This is a genomic window from Streptomyces botrytidirepellens (assembly GCF_003721215.1).
In the GTDB taxonomy this organism is placed as follows: Bacteria; Actinomycetota; Actinomycetes; order Streptomycetales; family Streptomycetaceae; genus Streptomyces; species Streptomyces himastatinicus.
The window spans coordinates 1-15,549 of sequence record NZ_RIBZ01000271.1 but is presented as its reverse complement, the minus strand read 5'-3'; the positions used below and the strand labels follow the sequence as shown (position 1 = coordinate 15,549).

Annotated in this window: 14 protein-coding genes; 8 read left to right on the top strand and 6 right to left on the bottom strand. The window is 73.2% G+C overall.

Annotation, left to right across the window (positions count from 1 at the left end):
- On the bottom strand, positions 1-812 hold an 812-nt coding region (locus tag EEJ42_RS22100), incomplete at its 3' end, for a class I SAM-dependent methyltransferase (protein ID WP_148082003.1).
- 236 nt (positions 813-1,048) lie between these two features.
- Between EEJ42_RS22100 and EEJ42_RS22095 the strand changes: the two genes are divergently transcribed.
- Positions 1,049-2,137 (top strand): NAD-dependent epimerase/dehydratase family protein, encoded by a 1,089-nt coding sequence (locus EEJ42_RS22095; RefSeq protein ID WP_123102121.1) that lies wholly within the window; start codon positions 1,049-1,051, stop codon positions 2,135-2,137.
- 211 nt (positions 2,138-2,348) lie between these two features.
- Here the strand turns inward: EEJ42_RS22095 and EEJ42_RS22090 are convergent, their stop codons facing one another.
- Together EEJ42_RS22090 and EEJ42_RS22085 are read right to left on the bottom strand one after the other, a co-directional pair.
- Positions 2,349-3,461 carry a sensor histidine kinase gene (locus EEJ42_RS22090; protein ID WP_123102119.1) on the bottom strand — a complete coding sequence of 371 codons (1,113 nt, stop codon included), beginning with the start codon at positions 3,459-3,461 and terminating at the stop codon, positions 2,349-2,351.
- Entirely contained in the window at positions 3,454-4,251 is a 798-nt protein-coding gene (locus EEJ42_RS22085; RefSeq protein WP_123102117.1) for a response regulator transcription factor, read from the bottom strand. The genes EEJ42_RS22090 and EEJ42_RS22085 overlap by 8 nt, the downstream gene beginning before the upstream one ends.
- A 125-nt stretch (positions 4,252-4,376) precedes the next feature.
- Between EEJ42_RS22085 and EEJ42_RS22080 the strand changes: the two genes are divergently transcribed.
- Genes EEJ42_RS22080 through EEJ42_RS22070 form a run of 3 tightly spaced genes read left to right on the top strand, consistent with a single transcriptional unit; the run spans position 4,377 to position 6,468 of the window.
- Positions 4,377-5,093, top strand: a complete 717-nt coding sequence (locus EEJ42_RS22080) for a glycosyltransferase family 2 protein (protein ID WP_425472940.1) — start codon at positions 4,377-4,379, stop codon at positions 5,091-5,093.
- Positions 5,090-5,770: a TIGR04282 family arsenosugar biosynthesis glycosyltransferase gene (locus EEJ42_RS22075; RefSeq protein WP_246097112.1), complete on the top strand. Its 681-nt coding sequence runs from the start codon at positions 5,090-5,092 to the stop codon at positions 5,768-5,770. The genes EEJ42_RS22080 and EEJ42_RS22075 overlap by 4 nt, the downstream gene beginning before the upstream one ends.
- Positions 5,767-6,468 carry a methyltransferase domain-containing protein gene (locus tag EEJ42_RS22070; RefSeq protein WP_246097111.1) on the top strand — a complete coding sequence of 234 codons (702 nt, stop codon included), beginning with the start codon at positions 5,767-5,769 and terminating at the stop codon, positions 6,466-6,468. The genes EEJ42_RS22075 and EEJ42_RS22070 overlap by 4 nt, the downstream gene beginning before the upstream one ends.
- On the opposite strand, the gene EEJ42_RS22065 is transcribed toward EEJ42_RS22070, so the two are convergent.
- Together EEJ42_RS22065 and EEJ42_RS22060 are read right to left on the bottom strand one after the other, a co-directional pair.
- The gene (locus EEJ42_RS22065) at positions 6,416-6,886 is read right to left on the bottom strand and encodes a hypothetical protein (protein ID WP_123102113.1); all 471 of its coding nucleotides are present in this window, start codon (positions 6,884-6,886) and stop codon (positions 6,416-6,418) included. The genes EEJ42_RS22070 and EEJ42_RS22065 overlap by 53 nt on opposite strands.
- Complete coding sequence (locus EEJ42_RS22060) at positions 6,883-8,142, bottom strand: molybdopterin-dependent oxidoreductase (protein ID WP_123102111.1); 1,260 nt, start codon at positions 8,140-8,142, stop codon at positions 6,883-6,885. Before EEJ42_RS22060 ends, EEJ42_RS22065 begins: the two co-directional genes overlap by 4 nt.
- Positions 8,143-8,306: 164 nt before the next feature.
- Between EEJ42_RS22060 and EEJ42_RS22055 the strand changes: the two genes are divergently transcribed.
- Positions 8,307-9,725 carry a hypothetical protein gene (locus tag EEJ42_RS22055; protein WP_123102109.1) on the top strand — a complete coding sequence of 473 codons (1,419 nt, stop codon included), beginning with the start codon at positions 8,307-8,309 and terminating at the stop codon, positions 9,723-9,725.
- A gap of 174 nt (positions 9,726-9,899) precedes the next feature.
- Positions 9,900-11,150 (top strand): polysaccharide deacetylase family protein, encoded by a 1,251-nt coding sequence (locus EEJ42_RS22050; RefSeq protein ID WP_246097110.1) that lies wholly within the window; start codon positions 9,900-9,902, stop codon positions 11,148-11,150.
- 168 nt (positions 11,151-11,318) lie between these two features.
- On the opposite strand, the gene EEJ42_RS22045 is transcribed toward EEJ42_RS22050, so the two are convergent.
- Positions 11,319-13,352: a transglycosylase domain-containing protein gene (locus EEJ42_RS22045; protein ID WP_123102123.1), complete on the bottom strand. Its 2,034-nt coding sequence runs from the start codon at positions 13,350-13,352 to the stop codon at positions 11,319-11,321.
- A 363-nt stretch (positions 13,353-13,715) separates the two neighbouring features.
- On the opposite strand from EEJ42_RS22045, the gene EEJ42_RS22040 reads away from it, so the two are divergent.
- Together EEJ42_RS22040 and EEJ42_RS22035 are read left to right on the top strand one after the other, a co-directional pair.
- Positions 13,716-15,020, top strand: a complete 1,305-nt coding sequence (locus EEJ42_RS22040; protein WP_123102105.1) for an MbnB/TglH/ChrH family RiPP precursor modification enzyme — start codon at positions 13,716-13,718, stop codon at positions 15,018-15,020.
- Positions 15,021-15,115: 95 nt separating this feature from the next.
- Positions 15,116-15,549 (top strand): TIGR04222 domain-containing membrane protein (locus tag EEJ42_RS22035; protein WP_123102103.1); only part of this gene is annotated, 434 nt, incomplete at its 3' end.

Genomic DNA, 15,549 nt, shown 5'->3' with positions numbered 1-15,549 from the left:
GCGGAGGCCCGGCCCGCCGTGGCGGCGGGGGCGGCGGCGGGCGCCTCCAGGGCGTAGCGGGACCGCGGCGCCGCCGGGTTCTTGGGCTTTCCGGAGAACCTCAGCACCCGGCTGCCCGCGATCTCCTGCCTGCTGGTGTGCATTCCGCGGCGCCACGCCTCGTCCGCGAGCATCTCCTCCTGGATCGGCCCGGGGTCGCCCCACATGCCGTAGAGCTTCTGGGTGGTCAGGCAGATGGGCCGCAGTCCGCGGTTGAAGACGGCCTCCCACGCGGCGGCGGCCACGCCGGGGGTGTGCTCGGAGCGGAAGTCGTCGAGGACGACGATGCCGCCGGGCAGCAGGACGTCGCGCGCGGCGCCGATGTCGCCCTCCACGTGCTCGTACAGGTGCGAGGCGTCGACGTGGACGAAGCGGCAGGTGTCGTCGTCCACGTGGCTGGGCACGACGGAGGTCGTGCCCTGGACGATGTGGGGCAGCTCGTCGTGGAACGCCAGGTAGTTCTGCTCGAAGGCGGTGCGGGTGAGGGTGGAGTACGACTTCCGGGCCTCCGCCGCGTTGTTCTCGTCCGGCGCGTCCTCCGCGTCGAAGAGATCGCAGACCGTGAAGCGCTCACCGGCCCGCAGGTACGCGGCGGTGAAGATGGCGCTCTTGCCCATGTAGGCGCCCATCTCGAGGAGGTCGCCGTGCTCCCCGAGGCGCTCCTGACGCCTCAGGAAGAAGTCGAACAGCACTTGGTCAAGGCTGGGGAACCAGCCCTTGACGTCATTGAGGCTGCGGGGGCGCTGCGCTGCTTCGGCGGTGGTGGCCGTCATGGTGCTCTCTGTTCCTCGGAGGCGGTCGGGAGAGACGTTGAATCGCGGGCCACGCTGGCAGTGGCAGGCAACGCCGGGACGTCACGGTTGTGTGTTTTATGTGACCGGAACACCGGGCGAGCGGGCGGGCACAGGGGGTAAGCGGACGGTGGGCGTCCGGAATGAGGTCTTACGGACCGATGACGGGACGGCGCGGACACGGGCCCGGCGGCCGGTGAACGCCTAGCGTCGGGGCCATGCGCGTACTGGTCACCGGAGGCGCGGGCTTCATCGGCTCGCACGTCGTCACCGCTCTCACCGACCGCGGCCATGAGCCGGTCGTCCTCGACGCCCTGCTGCCCGCCGCCCATCCGGCACCGCCGCGGCCGTCCGGCACCGAGTGGATCCACGCCGATGTGCGGGACCGGGCGGCGGTGGCGGAGGCACTGCGCGGGGTGGACGCCGTCTGCCATCAGGCGGCGATGGTCGGCCTCGGCAAGGACTTCGCCGACGCGCCGGACTACGTCGGCTGCAACGACCTGGGCACGGCGGTCCTGCTGGCGGCCATGGCGGAGCGCGGGGTGCGCTCCCTGGTGCTGGCCGGGTCGATGGTGGTGTACGGGGAGGGGCGCTACGACTGCCCCCGGCACGGCCGGGTCCGCCCCGGCCCGCGCGCCGAGGCCGACCTGGCGGCGGGCCGGTTCGAGCCCGGCTGCCCGGACTGCGGCACCCCGCTGCGACCGGGCCTGGTCGACGAGGACGCACCGGCCGACCCGCGCAACGTCTACGCCACCACGAAGCTGGCGCAGGAGCATCTGGCGGCGGCGTGGGCGCGGTCCGTGGACGGCCGCGCGGTCTCGCTGCGCTACCACAACGTCTACGGGCCGGGCATGCCGCGCGACACCCCGTACGCGGGCGTCGCCTCCTTCTTCCGCTCGGCCCTCGCCCGCGGCGAGGCGCCCACGGTCTACGAGGACGGCGGGCAGCGCCGCGACTTCGTCCACGTACGGGACGTGGCATCGGCCAACGCCGCCGCCCTCGAGGCCGTCGCCGCCACGGCGCCCGCGGGCGGCCTCACCGCGTACAACACCGGCAGCGACGACCCCCATACGATCGGCGAGATGGCCGAGGCGCTGGCGGCGGCCTGCGGCGGGCCCGCGCCGCAGGTCACGGGCGCGTACCGGCTGGGCGACGTACGGCACATCACGGCCTCGTCGCGGCGGCTCCGCGACCAGCTCGGCTGGCGGCCGGTGGTCCCGTTCGATCAGGGCATGACCGAGTTCGCCCACGCACCCCAGCGCGCGGGAGCCGCCCCGGCGGCGCGCCCGCTCCGCCCCGTCCGGTAACGGCGTTCCACGCCCCGCCTCCGGCCATCGGCGCACCCGCGCCGCCTCCCCCGGCTCCCGTACGGCCACCTGCAACGGCCACCGGCAGACGGGCTGCCGCGCCCTAGCACCGCGACGCTGCCGGGGGCGCCCCGGAACACGGCAGCGGGACGTGCCCTTCCTCGGCCCCGAGTGCGCGGCCCCACGGGATCGGAGGACCGCCCGGGCGTGCCTACGCCCGGGCGGCGGGCAGGCGGACCTCGAAGCGGCAGCCGCCGTCCACGTTCCGCACGGCCGCGTGGCCGTGGTGGGCCTCGACGATGCCGCGGACGATGGCCAGTCCCAGCCCGGCGCCCGCCGGGGGCGTACGGGCGTGGGTGCCGCGCCAGCCGGTGTCGAACACGCGCGGCAGGTCCTCCTCCGGGATGCCGCCGCAGCCGTCGGTGACGGACAGCACGACGGTGTCGGCCTCGCGCCGGGCGGCCACGGCGACCGTGCCGTCGGCCGGGGTGCGGCGGATGGCGTTGATGAGGAGGTTGCCGAGGACGCGGGTCATCTCCTTCCCGTCGACCTCGACCGGAATGGGGTCCACGGGGTCGCCGACCAGTTGGACGCCGAGCTCGCGGGCGAGCGGGTCGGCGCCCGCGAGGGCGTCGCCGACCAGGTCGTAGACGGAGATCCGGGTGGGGGCGAGGGACAGCGCCCCGGCGTGGATGCGGGACAGTTCGAAGAGGTCGCCGACCATCGTGTTGAGCCGCTCCACCTCGGTGCGGATCTGGCGGTGGTAGCGGTCCGGGTCCTCCACCACGCCGTCCTCCAACGCCTCGGACATGGCCCGCAGCCCGGCCAGCGGGGTGCGCAGATCGTGCGAGATCCAGGCGACCAGCTCGCGGCGGGAGGACTCCAGGGCCCGTTCGCGCTCCCGGGACCGGGCCAGTTTGGCGCTGGTCGCGGCCAGTTCGCGGCCGAGTTCGGCGAGTTCGGCGGTGGCCGCGCCGTCGGGGGCGGCGAAGCTGCCGCCGTCCCCGAAGGAGCGGGCGGCGAGGGTCAGTTCATGGCTGCGGGCCACCACCCAGCGGCCCAGCAGCAGCGCGGTGGCCAGGGACACCACCGCGGCCATGGCGCAGACGGTGGTGACGACCGTCAGGTCGTGCGTGGACAGGAACATCGCCCAGGCGACCGCGAGCGTCCCGGTGAGCATGGCCGTCACCGCGACGGCGGCCACGACCGCGAGGGACACGACGACGGACCGGCCGCGCAGCAGCCGCAGGGCGAGCGCGCCGAGCAGCCCGGCCGCGGCGGCGCCGAGGAACGCGAACAGCGCCATCAGCAGGACGTCACGCATGGCGGTCCGGCTCCTCCGCACCGGCCGCCGCGTCGTGCGCGTCCGGCGCGTCCGGCGCGTCGAAGCGGTAGCCCACGCCCCAGACGGTCTGGATGAGGCGCGGCGCGGCGGGGTCGTCCTCGATCTTTCCGCGCAGCCGCCGCACATGAACGGTGACGGTGGACAGATCGCCGAAGTCCCAGCCCCATACGTCCCGCATCAGCTCCTCGCGGGTGCAGGCGACCCCGGGGTGGCGCAGCAGGAAGGCCAGCAGGTCGAACTCGCGGAGGGTGAGGGCGAGTTCCCGGCCGTCCTTGGTGGCGCGGCGGGCCGTCGGGTCGAGGGTGATCCCGGCGCGGCGGAGGACGGTGTCCGGCCGCCCGGGACCGGCCCCCCGCGCACCGGCGGGGGCGCCGGAGGCGCGCGGTCCGGTACGGCTGCGGCGCAGCACCGACTCCACCCGCAGCACCAGCTCGCGCGGGCTGAACGGCTTGGTGACGTAGTCGTCCGCGCCGATCTCCAAGCCGAGGATCCGGTCGTCCTCGTCGCCGCGGGCGGTCAGCATGATCACGGGCACCGGGCCCCTGCCGCGGAGCGCGCGGCACACGTCCAGGCCGTCCATGCCGGGCAGCATCAGGTCGAGGACGACCAGGTCGGGCCATTGGGCGTCGGCGCGGGCGAGCGCGCCGGGGCCGTCGGCGGCCCGGTCGACGGCGAAGCCGGCGCGGGTGAGGTACCCGGCGACGACCTCGGCGACGGTCGGATCGTCGTCCACGACGAGCACGCGGCCGGGAGGCGGGGTCTGTTGCATGCCCTCCAGCCTGGCACCGGGCCGGGCGGACCGTCCCGCCCAGGACCGGGGGACGGTGGCGACGTCCGCGTTTCGTAAGGACCTGAAGTCCGGAATGTGGCTTTTCCGTCCGTAGGGTGAGCCGGGTGACAGACTTGACCGCTCCTCGTGCGGACGTCGTCCTTCCGTGTCTGGACGAGGCCGCCGCCCTGCCCTGGGTGCTGGAACGCATCCCCGCCGGCTGGCGCGCCATCGTCGTCGACAACGGTTCGACGGACGCCTCGGCCGCGATCGCCCGCTCCCTCGGCGCCACCGTCGTCCATGAGCCCCGCCGGGGCTTCGGGGCCGCCTGCCACGCCGGGCTGCTCGCCGCCGACGCCGACATCGTCTGCTTCTGCGACTGCGACGCCTCGCTCGACCCCGGGCTGCTGGCGGGCTTCGTACGGCGCGTCGCCGACGGCGACGCGGATCTCGTCCTGGGGCGCCGCCGCCCCCAGGAGCGCGGCGCCTGGCCCGTGCACGCCCGGCTCGGCAACGTCGCGCTGTCCCGGATGGTGCGGCGGCGCACCGGAGCCGCCCTGCACGACCTCGGCCCGCTGCGGGCCGCCCGGCGCGAACCGCTGCTGGCCCTGGGCCTCACCGACCGGCGCAGCGGCTATCCGCTCCAGATGGTCGTGCGGGCCGCGGACGCGGGCTGGCGGATCGAGGAGCGCGACGTGCCGTACCGGCCCCGCACCGGAAAGTCGAAGGTCACCGGCACCTGGCGGGGCACCTGGCACGCGGTGCGCGACATGCGGGCGGTCCTGCGCCAACCGCCGCCCGCTGCCGCCTCCCCCGGCGACCGCGCGGGGGCCGCCCGGTGACCGCGACGACGACCGGACCGCACCGCGGCGCCGACGCCCAGCCGGAGTCCACGGTGATCGTCATCGCCAAGGAACCCGTGGCCGGGCGGGTGAAGACCCGGCTCACTCCCCCATACACCCCGGCGGAGGCGGCGGCGCTCGCCGGGGCCGCCCTCGCGGACACCCTGCACGCCGTGCTCGGGATGCCCGCCCGGCGCAGGGTGCTGGCGCTCGACGGGGCTCCCGGGCCCTGGCTGCCGCCGGGCATCGAGGTCGTGCCGCAGGGTGGCGGCGGCCTGGACGAGCGGCTGGCCGCGGCCTTCGCCGGTTGCCAGGGGCCCACGTTGCTGGTCGGCATGGACACCCCGCAGATCACCCCCGTCCTGCTGGCGCCCGTGCTGGGCAGGGGCGGCTGGCGGGACTGCGACGCCTGGTTCGGCCCCGCCGCCGACGGCGGGTTCTGGGCCCTGGGCCTGGCGGAACCCGATCCGGAGCTGCTGCGCGGGGTGCCGATGTCCACCCCCACCACCGGCGCCGCACAGCGGCGCCGTCTGGTGGACGCGGGGCTGCGGGTGCGCGAACTGCCCGTGCTGCGGGACGTCGACACGGCGGACGACGCCGCGTGGGTGGCGGCCCTCGCCCCGGGCAGCCGGTTCGCCCGCACCCTCGCCGGGCTGTCCCGGGCCGCCGCCCGATGAGCACGGCGATACGCGAAGACGCGGGCGGTACCAGGGGGGCCTGGCGCGCCGACCCCTACACGCGGGCGCTGAGCGCGGGCCGGGGCCCGCTGTTCCTGCGCCGCGCGGACGGCTGGCTGCTGCCCCTGGAGGTCGAGCGCTGGTGCGCGGACGCCGACGCGGCGGACCGCACCGTGCTGCGCCGGTGCCGGGGGTCCGTACTCGACATCGGCTGCGGCCCCGGGCGGCTGGTGGCCGCGCTCGCCCCGTACGGCCGCCCCTGCCTCGGCATCGACGTGAGCCGGGCGGCGGTCGCCCGTACCGTCCGCACCGGCGGCCCGGCCCTGTGCCGCTCGGTCTTCGAGCCGCTGCCGGACGAGGGGCGCTGGGGTACGGCGCTGCTGCTCGATGGCAACATCGGCATCGGCGGCGACCCCCGGGCCCTGCTGACGCGGGTGACGCAACTCCTCGCCCCCGAGGGGCTGCTGATCGTCGAGGCGGCCGCGGCCGACGTCGACGAGCGGGTCCGGGTGCGGGTGGACGACGGGCGCGGCCGGGTCGGCACGGCGTTCCCCTGGGCCCGGGTGGGCGCCCCCGCGCTGCTGCGCCACGCCCGGGCGGCGGGCTGGACCGCCGTCGAACGCTGGACGGCCCGGGGCCGCGACTTCATGACCCTGCGTCGCGCCGCCGTGCCCGGGCCCGCCACACCGCCGCCCTGACCGACAGCCACAGCGCGGAGACGGCGAACAGCCCGGCGGTGATCAGCAGCCAGCGCGGCAGGAAGACATCGGCGGACAGCCCGGCCGCACGCTCGTAGCGGCTCCGCTGCGTCCCGGCGATCAGCGGGAACCACACCAGCAGCAACAGTCCCGAGACGAAGGCGGGCACCCGTACGAAGGTGACGTACGAGGCGGGCGCCGGGACCGCCCGCCGGAGCGCCCGGTCGGCGAGCCCGTACAGCGGCAGCAGCACCAGGTCGTGCAGGACGGCCGCGCCGACGAACCAGAGCACGATCCCGAGCCAGTCGCCGCGCAGCAGCCGCACCCCCGCGTAAGCGGTCAGCGCGAAGGAGCCCAGCAGCAGGAGCAGATGCGGCGGCGAGTCGCCGTAACGCCGCCGGAAAACGGAGCTCTTCACACCGACCTCCCGAAGCTCAGCCGGGCCACCCACTTGGTGTTGTGCACGCCAGGGGCGTTCGGAACGATGACGCGCGCCGGGTAGCCGTGGTCCGGCGACAGGTCCGCGCCGTTGACCCGCAGGGCGAGCAGGGAGCGCGGATCGCGGACCTGGTTGTCGCGCAGCACGACCGAGCGGAACGAGCCATGCCGCTGGAGCGATTCGACGAGGACGCCCGGCGGCCGCCCGCCCAGGCCGACGAGCCCGGCGAGGTCGGCCAGCCGCACCCCCTCCCACCGCTGGTCGGGGGTGGACCACCCCTCGACGCAGGCGATCGGCAGCGCCGCCCCGTGCCGCGGCAGCCGCAGCACCTGCTCACGGGTGAGGACGACCTCACGGCCCGGGCCGCGCACCACCAGCCGCCAGCCGGGGCCGATGTCACGGGCGCGGATGCCGACGGCCGCGGCGGTCTTGTTGATCTGGAAGCCGTTCGGCCCCCGGCCCGGCTCCCGGCCGTGCGGGGCGAGCAGCGCGGTGTTCCGCAGCGGCCCGTCGAGGCTCTGCCCGGCCGTCACCACCAGCAGCGCGGCCGAGCCGGTGCCCACCATCGCGAGCGCGCCCCGCCGCGACATGGTGGGCGGGGCGGGATCCGGGCTGACCAGACCGGTCTCGTCGGGCGGTTCCGGACGGGTGCGGGAGACGGGGGTGCGCAGCTCCGCCCGCAGATCGCGACCGCGCAGCGCGCGCACCATGCGCGGGAAGCGGAGCGCCACGTGGACGGCGAACGCGCCCATGAAGATCCACGCCCCGTAGAAGTGCAGCGGGTAGAAGGACCCGGGAAAGACGTACTCCAGCTGGACGTTGAGCACCCCGGTCACGAACTCGAACAGCCCGCCGCCGACCAGCGCGAGCAGCGACAGCCGCTCGAGACCGTGCCCGAGGGACCGCACCGGCGGCCGCTCGAACAGCTTGGGGACGACGGACCACAGCTTGGCCAGCAGCACCGGGACCAGCACGACGCCGAGCGTGACGTGCGCCCCTTGGGTGACGCGGTAGAGCCAGACGGGGTGGGTCGGCCAGGAGAAGAGGTAGAAGCCGAGCAGCCCCTTGTCCGGTGTCTTGTCGTTGACCGGGGACAGATCCGGGTTGTACGCGGCGTACGACAGCAGCCCGGTGACGAACAGCACCGGAATCCCGAACAGCAGGATCAGGCCGAAGACGGACGTCAGCCAGGGGCCGCGCAAGGGGCTTCGCCAAGCGGGGGGACGGTGGCTCATGGCACGACGGTAGGGCCGCCGGACCGGTCCTCAGGGGCTCCGACGCATGACGAAATGCTGACGTCGGCCCGCCTGGCGGTACCCCGCCGCCGGGATCTGACGGTTCAGTGACGTAAGCGCGCCACAGCGGCCGACGGGGCAGGTCACCGGCATAGCGTGAGGCCGTGAAGCTCCCCCTCCGCACCGATGACCCGACCCTTCGTACCCCGGGCGGCGACGAGCGGACCGGCCGCCGCCGGGATGTGCTCGCCGCCGCTGCCGCCGCGCTGCTCTTCGCCGTCGCGGCCGTCGTCGGCACCCTGATCCAGCGGACCGACCACACCCTGTACGTCGACTGGGCACCGCTGTACGCCGACTGGCTGCCCCATGCGGGCCCCGGCACGCCCGCCGCCGTGGCCCTCGCCGTGGCCGTCGTCGCCCACGGCCCGCGGATCGCGGCGACGCTGCCGTGGCGTCGGCTGCTGTGGGCGGGCTGGGCGACCGCGATGGCCTGGACCTGGGTCCTGGCGCTCGTCGACGGCTGGGGGCGGGGCGTGGCCGGGCGGCTGACGCAGCGGCACGAGTATCTGCGCGGCATCGACCGCTTCCAGGACATCGGCGCCGCGCTCCGCGGCTTCACCGGGCACATCCTCATCACCCAGCCCGACCACTGGCCCGCGCACATCGCCGGGCATCCGCCGGGCGCCGTGCTCACCTTCGTCGGCCTGGACCGCCTCGGGCTCGGCGGCGGCGGATGGGCCGGGGCGTTCTGCATCACCGCCGGAAGCTCGGCGGTGGCCGCCGTCCTGGTCACGCTGCGCGCGCTGGGGCAGGAGCGCGCGGCGCGCACCGCCGCGCCCTTCCTCGTGCTGGCCCCGGCCGCGGTGTGGGTGGGGGCGTCGGCGGACGGCTACTTCGCGGCGGTCGCGGCCTGGGCGCTGGCGCTGCTCGCGCTGGCGGCGACCCGTACGACCCGGGCGCCGGGCGCCGTCGCGCTGGCCGCCGGGCTGCTGCTCGGTCTCACCGCGTACGTGTCGTACGGGCTCACGCTCATGGCGCTGCCCGCCGCGGCCGTGCTGCTCCTCGCCCGCACGGCGCGGCCGCTGCCGTACGCGCTGGCCGGGGCGGCGGCGGTGGCGGGCGCCTTCACCCTGGCCGGTTTCGCCTGGTGGGAGGGGTACGACCTGCTGGTCGAGCGCTACTACCAAGGGGTCGCGGCGGACCGCCCGTACGGCTACTGGGTGTGGGCCAACCTCGCCGACGCGGCGATCGCCGCCGGTCTCGCCTCCGTCGCCGGGGCCCGCCGGGCGGTGGGGGCCGCGCCGGGGGCGCTACGGCGGCTGCGCCGCGGGGGCCCGGGCGGTGAGGGCGGTCCCGGTGGGGCGGACGGGCTCGTGGTGCTCGTGCTCGCCGTGCTGCTCGCGCTGGCCACCGCCGATCTGTCCGGGATGAGCAAGGCCGAAACGGAGCGCATCTGGCTGCCGTTCGTGCTCTGGCTGCTTCCGGCCGCCGCGCTGCTTCCCGCCCGTGACCTGCGCCGCTGGCTGGCGGCTCAGGCGGGTCTCGCGCTGCTGGTGAACCATCTGCTGCTGACCGGTTGGTGAGCGCCCGTCGGTGAGTAGCCGATGTGAAGAGCAGGTGATACTTCTGTGATACTGAGCGGGGCACACAACTGAACCGTTGCCAGGGGGCGGGACCCGTTGAAGGCGTTGAAGACCTTGAAGGCATCACAGTCCTTGAAGGCGTTGAAGGCATTATCGGCGCGGAACGCCTATGGCATGGCCGCGCCCCTGGGCGCGCTGACGGCCGTGGCCGTGGTCGTGGCGCTGCTCATCGCCCTGACCTCGCCGGGCGATACGAGCGGCGCGGTGGACGGCAGCGTCCAGGCCGCCGCCCCCGTGCCGCGCGCGGACAAGGTCCCCAGGGGCACCAAGAAGAAGAACAAGTACGCCGACTGGGACGGCAAGGTGAAGGTGATCGGGGACGGCTCGACGTCCTACACCGGCCCCCAGCCGAAGCAGCCGAAGATCGAGAAGCTGAAGCCGGGGCAGAAGCCCCCGCAGTTCGTGGTCTTCTCCTGGGACGGCGCGCTGGAGAACGGCGATCACCTCTTCTCCCGCTTCCGCCGGGTCGCCAAGGAGAGCGACGCCCAGATGACGTTCTTCCTGAGCGGCATGTATCTGCTGCCCAAGTACAAGAGCAGCCTCTATCGGCCGCCGATGCACAAGCAGGGCGCGGCCGCCATATCCTTCCCCACGGACGAGCACATACGCGAGACGCTGGAACAGCTGCGCGGGGCGTGGCTGGACGGCAATGAGATCGGCTCGCACTTCAACGGGCATTTCTGCGGCTCCAAGGGCGGCGGCGAGTGGACCACCCGGCAGTGGAAGAGCGAGGCCGAGCAGGCGTACTCCTTCGTGAAGAACTGGAAGACCAATACCGGCTTCACCGACATCGAGCCGCTGCCCTTCGACTACGACGAGGAACTGGTCGGCGGCCGCGCCCCCTGTCTCGAAGGACAGAAGAATCTGATCCCGGCCATCAAGTCGATGGGCTGGCGCTACGACGCGAGTTCTCCGGGCGACTTCCAGATCTGGCCGTCCAAAATCGACGGCATCTGGAATTTCCCGCTCCAGCTGGTGCCGTACCCGGAGAGCGAGAAGCAGGTCCTCTCCATGGACTTCAACTTCCTCTTCAATCAGTCCGGTGACAGCACCGACGGCGATCCGGCGAAGTACGCCGAATGGGAGCGGCTGACCCGAGAGGGCTATCTGAACGGTTTCGAGCGCGTCTACAACGGCAGCCGGGCACCGCTGTTCATCGGCAACCACTTCGAGACCTGGAACGGCGGCATATACATGCAGGCCATCGAAGACGTGATGCGCAGCGTGTGCAAGCGCCAGGGTGTCCGGTGCGTATCGTTCAAGCAGCTCGCGGACTGGCTGGACGCCCAGGATCCGAAGGTTCTTGAGAAGCTGCGGATGCTCGACCCGGCGGAATCGCCGGACTGGAAGTCGTACACCAAGTAGCGATACGGCGGGAAGCAAAAAGCCCNTCTTGAGAAGCTGCGGATGCTCGACCCGGCGGAATCGCCGGACTGGAAGTCGTACACCAAGTAGCGATACGGCGGGAAGCAAAAAGCCCGGCCCGGTGCGTTTCCTTCGACGCACCGGGCCGGGCTTTTGTCTGTCTCCCGGCTACTTCTTCCCCGCACCCGCCATATAGCGCGTCCAGATGTCCAGCGGATAGGTGTCGCTCGCCTTCCCGGTGGCGTCTCCGCCCATTCCCTTCAGCGGCAGCAGTTCCTGGGTCTTGGGGTCCACCCGCGACAGCGACACGGCCGTGGACACCTCATCGGTGTAGCCCACGAACCAGGACGAGGTACCGTCCTGCGCCGTGCCCGTCTTACCGGCCGCGTCGGGCCCGACCACGGCCGCCGCCTGCCCGGTGCCGCCCTGGACCGCGCCGTGCAGCGCGTCGTCCACCTGCGCCGCCACCTGGGCGCTGAACGCCCGCTTGGCGCGGTCCTTGCGCAGGGCGAACTTCTCGCCGTTACGGGTCAGTCCGCTCACCGAGAACGGCGGCACATGGGTGCCGTTCGCGGTGAACGTCGCGTAGGCGCTGGCCATCCGGATGGAGCTGGGCGTCGCGGTGCCGAGCGAGAACATGGGCACGCGCGCGCCGAAGCTGCTGGGCAGCAGCCCCGCGTCGATGGAGGCCTGGCGGACGCGGTCGAGGCCGACGTCCATGCCGAGCTGCATCATCGGGGTGTTGATGGACTGGACGATCGCCTGGCGCAGGCTGACCTGCCCATAGGACTGCTCGCCGTCGTTCTCGCCCCGCACGATCTTGCCGCTGCGGTCCCAGTAGGGCCCCTCGGGGGTCTTCACGGCGACCTTGTTGTTGCCGTCGTAGAGCGTGGTGGGGGCGACGGGCGTCCGGGGGCTGTTCCGCTCCTTGAGCACGCCGTCGCGCAGCGCCGCCGCGTAGACGAAGGGCGTGAAGGCGGTACCGGCCGGGACGACGGAGGCGTTCGCGTCGTTGAAGCCCTGTTCCAGATAGCCGGGGCCGCCGTACAGCGCCTCGATGCGCCCGCCCGGTGTCACGGAGGCGGCGCCGATGCGTACGTACCGGTCCTCCCGGCGGTTCTTGGGGTCGAGGCCGTCGCGGGTCTTCTTCACCGAGGCGGCGAGCGCCTTGACCTTCGCCTTCTCGAAGGTGGTGTGGATCTGATAGCCACCCAGGTCGAAGTCCGCGTCGGAGATGGCGGTGTGGGAACTCACATACGCCTTCGCGGTCTCCACCAGATAGCCGACCTGTCCGGTGAGCCCGGCCGGCCGGGGCTCCGGATGGGGGTCGGGGAACGTGGTGTACTTCGCCCGCTCGGCCTTGGAGAGCTTTCCGATGTCGACCATCCGGTCCAGCACCCATTTCCACCGCTCGACCGCCCGTTTGTGGTTCTTGGCGCTGAGCGTCGGGTCGAAGGTTCCGGCGCCCTTGAGCAGTGAGGCGAGCATCGCGCCCTCGCTCGCGTTGAGCCGCGAGACGTCCTTGCCGTAGTACGCGTAGGAGGCCCGCTGAATGCCGTAGGTGCCGCGCCCGAACCAGCTGGTGTTCAGATAGCGTTCGAGAATCTCCTGCTTGCTCATCCGGTCGTCGAGCTTGATGGCCATGAACATCTCGGTGAGCTTGCGGGAGAACGTCTGGCGCTGATTCAGATAGGCGTTCTTCACATACTGCTGGGTGATGGTCGAGCCGCCCTGGGTCTCACCGCCCGTCACCATCCGGGTCACGGCGCGCATCAGACCGCTCGGGGAGATGCCGCTGTCCGAGTAGAAGCTGGCGTTCTCGGCGGCGAGGATCGCCCATTGGACCTTTTCCGGCACCTTGGACAACGCCACCTCCTGACGGTTGACCGGGCCCGTGCGGGCCATCTCGGAGCCGTCGGCCCAGTAGTAGACGTTGTCCTGCTGGGTGGCGAAGTCGTTGAGGTTCTTGGGTATCTCCGTCTGCATGTAGAGAAAGCTCAGGACACCGGTCAGACTCCCGAGGCAGAACACGAAGAGGAGACCCACCTGACGCCACGACGGCAGCCACCGCCGCGCGCCCCGTCTCCCGGCCCGGGGGTAGTCGATCCGGATATGGCGGGCCGCCCAGCGACGCAGCTGCAACCCGCGCCCGGCCGACGACGGCGGTGGCTTACGGTGTGCGTTACGGCGGTGCTTCCCCATGGCATTGTTGCTGCCCAGCACGTGTGTTCCCCCACGCTCGCTCCGCGCTGCGGGCGCGGCACAAAGGTGTGATCTTCCATCCCCCCAGACCACACGACCTTATTCTCCCTTCCGAACATCTGTCGCCACAGGGCCCCAAAATTTTGTAACAGTGCAGATATTCCGCAACTCGCCGCCCTGCCACGGCCGTCGGAGACGGTGAAGGCGGGCGGCCCGGGGGCGCGCGGAGGGGCGTAGCGTGACACCCCGAAGCTCAAATGAACCTCTGAACCACAAGCGCCGTGGATTCGTCCTCTCCTCCGGGGGTCATTACCCCGACAGGTGAGAACGCCCGGCAAGAGACCGGCAGGAGAAGGGGGAGCCATGACGCGCCTCGGTACCGGAATCGGCTGGCGACCGGAAATCGCCGAGGACATCGCGCGCCTGCCCGACATCGACTGGGTGGAGGTGGTGGCCGAGAACGTCTGCCCCGGCCATGTGCCGGACGCGCTGCTGCGGCTGCGCGAGCGCGGTACGACGGTGGTCCCGCACGGCGTCTCGCTCGGCCTCGGCGGCGCGGAGCGGCCGGATCCCGAACGGCTGAGCGCCCTCGCGGAACGGGCGGAGGCACTGGGCTCGCCGCTGGTCACCGAGCACATCGCGTTCGTACGGGCCGGGGGGCCACTGACCGGCTCTCCCGCCATCGAGGCCGGGCATCTGCTGCCGGTGCCGCGCACCCGGGACGCGCTGGACGTGCTGTGCGAGAACGTGGCGACGGCCCAGGCGGCGCTGCCGGTGCCGCTCGCGCTGGAGAACATCGCGGCGCTGATCTCCTGGCCCGGCGAGGAGATGACCGAGGGGCAGTTCCTGGCCGAGCTGGTCGAGCGGACCGGTGTGCGGCTGCTCATCGACGTCGCCAACCTGCACACCAACCACGTCAACCGGGGCGAGGACCCGGCGAAGGCGCTGGACGAGCTGCCGACCGAGGCCATCGCGTACGTCCATGTGGCGGGCGGCGTCGAGCGGGACGGGGTGTGGCACGACAGCCACGCCCACCCGGTGACGCAGCCGGTGCTCGACGTGCTCGCCGAGCTGTGCGCCCGTACGACGCCGCCCGGGGTGCTGCTGGAGCGGGACGAGGACTTCCCGGCGGCCGAGGAGTTGGCGGGCGAGCTGGACGCGATCCGCGCGGTGACGGCGGCCGGGGTGACGGCCGCCGACGCCGCTCCCGCGCCGAAGCACGGCCCGAACGGTAACGGCACACCGGACATCGACGCCGCGCGCGAGCGGCTGGCACGCGCCCAGACCGCGCTGCTGTCGGCGCTCGTCGCGGGCGACCCGGCGCCGGAGGGCTTCGACCGGCAGCGGCTGGGAATCCAGGCCCGGGCGCTGACGTCCAAGCGGGCCGGGGTGGTCGCCAAGGTCGCCCCCGAGCTGCCGGAGATCCTGGGCGACGGCTACCGGCGGGCGTTCGAGGGGTACGCCGACGGCCGCCCGATGACCGGCGGCTACCGCCGCGACGCGATGGCGTTCGTCGAGCATCTGCTGGCGGCCGGTGACGTCCGGGACGCGGCGACCCGGCGCCGGCTGACGCTGTGGTGGCAGGAGCGCTCCGGGCCCGCCCCGCTGTCCTCGCACCCGCTGGCGCGCTTCGCCCGCCGGGCCCGGCTCGTGCTGAGCGGAGGGTGAGCGCAGGCGTACGCGGCGATCACCACTCGGCACCCGAATCGCGCATTTCGCGAAATCTCTGGCGTGAAAGCGGTCGGGTCCAGTAGAACTCGGCCATGTTGTGGGTCCTGTTCCTGCTCGTCGCATGGGGCTCGGCGGTGGTCAGCTGCACCCGCCTGTGCCTCGCCGCGGTCGCGGCCGCCCAACCGATGGAAGCCACCGCCGGTCCGCGGCCGGACGGGCGGGCCCTGAGCCTGTACGAGGCGGCGTTCCTCGCGGGCGGGCCGCGGCGGGTCGCCGATCTCGCGCTGGTGTCGATGTCCCGTGAGCGCCGCCTGCTGCTCGCCCACACCGGCTGGGTCACCGTCGTGGACCCGGACGGCCGGAACGATCTCGAACGCTCGGTCATCGCCGCGATAGGCCCGCGGGGCCAGTCCCCCGTGCCGCCGGTCCGCACCGCCCTGACCACCGCCGACCCGGTGCGGGCGCTGGCCGACCGGCTGGTGGCGGCGGGGCTCGCGGTGCCCGCGGGGGCCCGCGCGAACGTGGC

What these genes read in the sequence shown, in the direction of transcription:
- EEJ42_RS22095 (WP_123102121.1), top strand. Translation starts at nt 1,049, where the DNA reads ATGCGCGTACTGGTCACCGGAGGCGCGGGCTTCATCGGCTCGCACGTC.
- EEJ42_RS22090 (WP_123102119.1), bottom strand. Translation starts at nt 3,461, where the DNA reads ATGCGTGACGTCCTGCTGATGGCGCTGTTCGCGTTCCTCGGCGCCGCC.
- EEJ42_RS22085 (WP_123102117.1), bottom strand. Translation starts at nt 4,251, where the DNA reads ATGCAACAGACCCCGCCTCCCGGCCGCGTGCTCGTCGTGGACGACGAT.
- EEJ42_RS22070 (WP_246097111.1), top strand. Translation starts at nt 5,767, where the DNA reads ATGAGCACGGCGATACGCGAAGACGCGGGCGGTACCAGGGGGGCCTGG.
- EEJ42_RS22060 (WP_123102111.1), bottom strand. Translation starts at nt 8,142, where the DNA reads ATGAGCCACCGTCCCCCCGCTTGGCGAAGCCCCTTGCGCGGCCCCTGG.
- EEJ42_RS22050 (WP_246097110.1), top strand. Translation starts at nt 9,900, where the DNA reads ATGGCCGCGCCCCTGGGCGCGCTGACGGCCGTGGCCGTGGTCGTGGCG.
- EEJ42_RS22045 (WP_123102123.1), bottom strand. Translation starts at nt 13,352, where the DNA reads ATGGGGAAGCACCGCCGTAACGCACACCGTAAGCCACCGCCGTCGTCG.
- EEJ42_RS22040 (WP_123102105.1), top strand. Translation starts at nt 13,716, where the DNA reads ATGACGCGCCTCGGTACCGGAATCGGCTGGCGACCGGAAATCGCCGAG.